Source organism: Mesorhizobium sp. M7A.F.Ca.CA.004.12.1.1 (assembly GCF_003997835.1).
Classification (GTDB): domain Bacteria; phylum Pseudomonadota; class Alphaproteobacteria; order Rhizobiales; family Rhizobiaceae; genus Mesorhizobium.
This window is the reverse complement of sequence record NZ_RZRK01000427.1, coordinates 1-5,393: the sequence shown is the minus strand read 5'-3', so window position 1 is coordinate 5,393 and position 5,393 is coordinate 1. Positions and strand designations below refer to the sequence as shown.

Annotated in this window: 7 protein-coding genes and 1 pseudogene; 2 read left to right on the top strand and 6 right to left on the bottom strand. The window is 63.1% G+C overall.

Annotation, left to right across the window (positions count from 1 at the left end; all coding sequences use genetic code 11):
- The first annotated feature begins 139 nt into the window (after positions 1-139).
- On the top strand, positions 140-607 hold the full coding sequence (locus tag EN984_RS21445) for an Lrp/AsnC family transcriptional regulator (RefSeq protein WP_127270128.1): 468 nt from the start codon (positions 140-142) through the stop codon (positions 605-607).
- An 11-nt stretch (positions 608-618) separates the two neighbouring features.
- Here the strand turns inward: EN984_RS21445 and EN984_RS21440 are convergent, their stop codons facing one another.
- From EN984_RS21440 to aztA, 4 genes are all read right to left on the bottom strand, one after another.
- Entirely contained in the window at positions 619-957 is a 339-nt protein-coding gene (locus EN984_RS21440; protein WP_127270126.1) for a TIGR01244 family sulfur transferase, read from the bottom strand.
- A gap of 150 nt (positions 958-1,107) precedes the next feature.
- On the bottom strand, positions 1,108-2,049 hold the full coding sequence (aztC, locus tag EN984_RS21435; protein WP_127272476.1) for a zinc ABC transporter substrate-binding protein AztC: 942 nt from the start codon (positions 2,047-2,049) through the stop codon (positions 1,108-1,110).
- A gap of 27 nt (positions 2,050-2,076) precedes the next feature.
- On the bottom strand, positions 2,077-2,952 hold the full coding sequence (gene aztB, locus EN984_RS21430) for a zinc ABC transporter permease AztB (protein ID WP_031212890.1): 876 nt from the start codon (positions 2,950-2,952) through the stop codon (positions 2,077-2,079).
- On the bottom strand, positions 2,952-3,758 hold the full coding sequence (gene aztA, locus EN984_RS21425; RefSeq protein WP_127273264.1) for a zinc ABC transporter ATP-binding protein AztA: 807 nt from the start codon (positions 3,756-3,758) through the stop codon (positions 2,952-2,954). Before aztA ends, aztB begins: the two co-directional genes overlap by 1 nt.
- Before the next feature lie 226 nt (positions 3,759-3,984).
- On the opposite strand from aztA, the gene EN984_RS21420 reads away from it, so the two are divergent.
- On the top strand, positions 3,985-4,329 hold the full coding sequence (locus EN984_RS21420; protein WP_127271894.1) for a RidA family protein: 345 nt from the start codon (positions 3,985-3,987) through the stop codon (positions 4,327-4,329).
- Positions 4,330-4,499: 170 nt separating this feature from the next.
- Here the strand turns inward: EN984_RS21420 and hutC are convergent, their stop codons facing one another.
- A complete protein-coding gene (hutC, locus tag EN984_RS21415; protein WP_164749090.1) occupies positions 4,500-5,231 on the bottom strand; it encodes a histidine utilization repressor in 732 nt (243 codons plus the stop codon).
- Positions 5,232-5,233: 2 nt separating this feature from the next.
- Positions 5,234-5,393: pseudogene (locus tag EN984_RS38895) on the bottom strand (formimidoylglutamate deiminase); the annotation flags it as partial.

Below are 5,393 nucleotides of genomic sequence, written 5' to 3'. Positions count from 1 at the left end.
TGATATTCCTCCGAAAGCTGGCCTGGCCTGAAAAGGCCATTTGACACGATCATAACGCGGAGGAGGCGCACGGTGCTTGCATTCAAACGCTTGAAATGATGATGTCATGCGTGAAGCGTGCATGATGTGAGGAAAAACCATGGATGAGGCGCGCATTGACCAGTTTGACCGCAAGATAATGGCGCTGTTGCAGGGTGATGCGCGGCTGACCAACAACGATCTTTCGGAGCGGGTGAACCTGTCGGCGTCGCAATGCTCGCGCCGCCGCCAGCGGCTGGAGGAGGACGGCTTTATCAAGGGCTATCGCGCCGTTCTCGACCGCGACAAGCTCGGTTTTTCCCTGGTCAATGTCATTTCGGTGACGCTCGCCACGCACAACCGCGACAATGCAAGGCGCTTCGGCGAGCTGGTGGCGCGGCTGCCCGAAGTGCAGGAAGCGCACGCGCTGACCGGTGAGATGGACTACATTTTGAAAGTGGTGACGCCCGACCTGAAGTCGCTGTCGGAATTCGTCAACGGCGTGCTCCTGCCACACGAATCCGTGCAGCACGTGAAGACGGCGATCGTGCTGGAGACGTTGAAGGAGACCGGCGCGCTGCCGATTTAAGCCCTGGCCGTTCAGCCCTTCGACTGCTGGATCAGCCCATAGAGATTGGTGCAGCGCGCGCCGGAGCGGCAATAGGCGAAGACCGGGCCGTCGAGTTCGTCGAGCGCTTCGGCCTGATCCTCGACATTCTCGGCGGTGATCTGGCCGCTGATCACCGGAATGTAGCGGAAGGCGAGCCCTGCGGCTTCCACCGCCGCCTTGACGGTGTCGGCAGAAGGCTGGCCGGGCTGTTCGTCATCGGGCCGGTTGCAGATGACGCTCTTGAAGCCGGCTTCCTTGATGGCGGCGACGTCCTCAGGCTGGATCTGGCCCGAAACCGAATAGTCCTCGCTGATTTCGCGGTATTCCATGGCAGCATCCTCGCAAACTGGTCAGGCGGCAGTCTTGCCACTCCCCGACATGGGCGGCAATCCGTACCGAAGGAATTCTCTGCCAAATAGACATTGCGTGGCGGAAAATCCAACCGGGCCGATGCGGCCCGGCTGGACGATCCTTCAAACTCAGCTGCCGAGAATGGCGCCTTTGATCTGACGGATGTTGTTGTGCATCATGTCGATGTAGGTCGCGGCCGGGCCGTCGGGCTGCGACAGCGCATCCGAATAGAGCGTGCCGCCGACCTTGATGCCGGTTTCGCTGGCGATCTGTTCGATCAGGCGCGGGTTGGTGATGTTCTCGACGAAGATCGCAGCCGCCTTGTCCTGCTTCACCTGATTGACCAGTTTGGCGACGTCTGCGGCGGATGGCTCGGAGTCGGTCGAGATGCCTTGCGGGGCGAGGAAGGTCAGGCCGTATGCGTGTTCGAAATAGCCGAAGGCGTCATGCGAGGTGATGACGACGCGCTTGCTCTCCGGGATTGAGGCGATCGCCGCTTTCACTTCGCCTTCGACCGCGTCGAGCTTCTTCGTGTAGGCGGCGGCATTGGTCTGGTAGCTGACGCAGCCTTCCGCATCCGCCGCGCAGAAAGCCTCGGCGATGTTCTTCACGTAGATCCTGGCATTGGCGATCGACTGGAAGGCGTGCGGATCGGTGACCGTCTTGCCGCCGTCGGTGCCGGCACCTTCGGCCGCGTCGGCATCGGCGAATTCAGGTTTGAAATCGATCGGCGTCACGCCCTTGGTCAAGGTGATGATAGACGCCTTGGTGGCGCTGGCATCGACCAGCCGCTGCAGGAAACCTTCGAAATGCAGGCCGTTGACCAGAACGATGTCGGCCTTGGCCATGGCCACAGCATCGGCCGGGCTCGGCTCGTAGACATGGGCGTCGCCATCCGGCCCGACAATGGTGGTGACGTCGATGCGGTCGCCGCCGACATTTTTGGCGAAATCGGCAATGACGGTGAAGCTGGCGACCACTTTCAGCGGTGCGGCCAAGGCCGACGATGCGCCAAAAGCGGTTAATGTTATAACGCTCATCGCCAGGGCGGCATGGATCGATTTCAGCATAGACGGGTCTCCTTCTAGGGGCGGGGATCAGGCCGTTCTGTGACGGTGATGGATGATGCGCGCGCGCAGAATGCCGCGCGTGCCAAACAGGATCGAGGCGAAATAGACGACGCCGGCCGACAGGATGATGGCCGGGCCGGATGGCAGCGACGCGTGATAGGACAGAAGCAGCCCGGCGACGCAGGACGCAAAGCCGATCAGCACCGCCAGCACGCACATCGGCTCGACGCGAACTGTCCAGAAGCGGGCGGCTGCGGCCGGCAGCATCATCAGCCCAACCGACAGAAGCGTGCCGAGTGCCTGGAAGCCGCCGACAAGGTTGAGCACGACAAGGCCGAGGAAGATGAAATGCACCGGACTGCCGAGCCGGCTGACCGAGCGCAGGAACAGCGGGTCGAGGCATTCGGCGACCAGCGCCCGCCAGAAGATGGCGAGGCTGACCAGCGTCACCGCGACGATGCCGCCGATCAGCGTCAGGGCCTCATCGTTGAGCGCCAGCACGGTGCCGAACAGCACATGCATGAGATCGACGCTGGACCCGCGGATCGACACCATCAGCACGCCGATGGCGAGCGAAATCAGATAGAACGCCGCCATCGAGGCGTCCTCGCGCTGTATGGTGAAGCGCGAGACGGCGCCGGCGCCGAGCGCGACGATGACGCCGGCGATCAGGCCGCCGATGGTCATCGGCAGGATCTCCAGCCCATAGAACAGGAAGCCGGCGGCCGCGCCGGGCAGGATGGCATGCGCCATGGCGTCGCCCGACAGGCTCATGCGCCGCAGCATCAGGAAGACGCCGATAGGGCAGGCGCCGAGCGACAGCATCAGCGAACCGATCAAAGCCCGCTGCATGAAGCCGAAATCGGCGAAGGGCGCGATGACAAGGCCGTAAAGCATGTCCATCAGGCAGCCCTCGGTCCGACGCCATGTTGGCGGTCGTGATCGTGGCCATGGTGATCGTCACCATGAGCGTCCTCGCCCGGCTCGCACCAGGGTGCATTTTCTTCCCAAGCTTCGTGGAAGCGGCGGGCGCGCAACAGGTTGTCAGGTTTCAGCGTTTCCCTGGTTTCGCCCCAGGCGATCGGCTGGCGGGCGAGAAGCAGCGTTTCGGGGAAATTCTGCCGCACCAGGTCCAGATCGTGCACGACAACCATGATGGTGCGTTCCTCGCCGTGCCAGTGCTTGATCAGGGCAATGAGGTCGCCGACCGTCTTGGCGTCGACGGCGTTGAAGGGTTCGTCGAGCAGGATGAGGTCGGCGTCCTGCAGCAGGACGCGCGCAAACAGCGTGCGCTGCAACTGGCCGCCCGACAGCGTGTCGATCGGGCGCTTTTCAAAGCCGCCGAGGCCGACCGCCATCAGCGCCTTGCTGACGTCATCGCGATCTTCCTTGGTGTAGCGGCCAAGCAGGCCGCGTCGTGGCCACAGGCCGAGCGAAACCAGATCGACCACGCGCGCTGGAAAAGAGCGGTCGAGCTCCGATTGCTGCGGCAGATAGGCGGCACGTACACCGGGTGCGCGGATAACCTCGCCGGCCATTGGCTTCAGGACGCCGACAATGCCTTTCATCAGCGTCGATTTGCCGGAGCCGTTGGCGCCGACCACAGCGGTCAGCGAGCCCTTGCGGATGGTGCCGTCGAGATGATGGATCGCCGGATGACTGCCGTAGCCAAGCGTCAGGTCGCGGAATGTCAGGCAGGTATTTGTCATTCTGCGATCCGTAGGCGGCGAAATCCGGCTGCTGGCAGCGGCCGATTGGATATGTGATGTTATTACATTAGTCAACAAGCCAATCCGGCGGAATTGCGGCCGCAGGGTCAACTTGCCGTGTGTGCATGCCATATGCCGTTGGCCCAAGGGGATTCGACCTGGCGACCTTGCCCCAAGCCGGCCGCGACTCTAAAGAAGCGCAACCGTCACAGGAAGGAACCATCCAATGAGCATTCGTCGCATCGATGTCGGCCCGCGCATGAGCCAGATCGTCATCCATGGCAATACCGTCTATCTGGCTGGTCAGGTCGGCCAGCCAACCGGCAACGTCGCTTCGCAGACCAGGGACATCCTGGCGGCTGTCGACGAATTGCTGGCCAAGGCTGGCTCCGACAAGACCAAGATCCTGCAGGCGATCATCTGGCTGGCCGACATGAGCACCTTTGCCGAGATGAACGCGGAATGGGACAAGTGGGTGCCGCAGGGCAACACGCCAGCCCGTGCCACCGGCGAAGCAAAGCTCGCCACCCCGGACTATCTGGTCGAGATTATTATTACCGCCGCGATCTAAAGCGTCGACTTTCACCTTCTCCCCTTGTGGGAGAAGGTGTCGCCGAAGGCGACGGATGAGGGGTGTTCCAGGGAACGCCAACGTCTCACTCCGCTGGAACACCCCTCATCCGTCTCGACGCTGTCGCGCCGATCCACCTTCTCCCACAAGGGGAGAAGGGAGCGTCGGCGCTACCCCTGCGGCCTGAACCTTGCCACCAGCGTGTGGCTCTCGGCCGCGTAGGTAAAGCGCACATGGGTGACCGGATGTTCGGCGCTCCATGTCCGCCGCTCTACCACCAGGCACGGCGCGCCGGCTTCGATGTCGAGTGCGGCCGCTATATGTCTGTCGGCGGCGACAGCGCGAATCCGGTGCTCGGCTTCGCTCCACGGCACGCGGCCGATCAGCCATGGTCCTGGTGCGATGGCCACGAATTCCACGTCTGCTGCCTCGGGTACGGCGGTGAGGTTGATCAGCCGCTGTTCATGCGCGAACGGCCGCTCGCCGGCGAAATGCCCGCATTCCAGCGCCAGAACCGGTCCGGCCAAGCCCAATTCCAGCAGGGCGCGATCCTCGGCGCTGCTGCGCCTTTTGTGCCGAGCGACGCGCTCGTAGCGGTAAGGCAAGCCGAGCGCTTCGACCTCGATGCGGATATCGTGGATTTCCAGCACCGCCGCTTGCGACTGCGGCCGGCGCACAAAGCTGCCTGAGCGGCGGCGACGTTCGATCAGCCCGGCCTTGGCAAGCTGTGACAGCGCCTTGTTCACCGTCATGCGCGAGCAATTGTATTGCACGCTCAGTTCGTGCTCGAACGGGATGCGATGGCCGGGCGCCCAGGCACCGGACGTGATCTTCTCACTGATGTCGGTCAGGATGCGCTGGTGCAGCGAGCCGCCACCGTCCGCTACCACTGTGCCGGCCATGCTCATGCCGAAAGCGCCGTCATCACGCTGCGAAACCGCTCGGCGATAGCCTCTCGCTTCACATGCGTGCCGCCGCTGACCTGCTTGAACCCATGCACCCAGACGCAGTCGACCTTGCCGCCATTGGCGAAGATCCAGGCGTCCAGGATCGCGTCGCCGCTC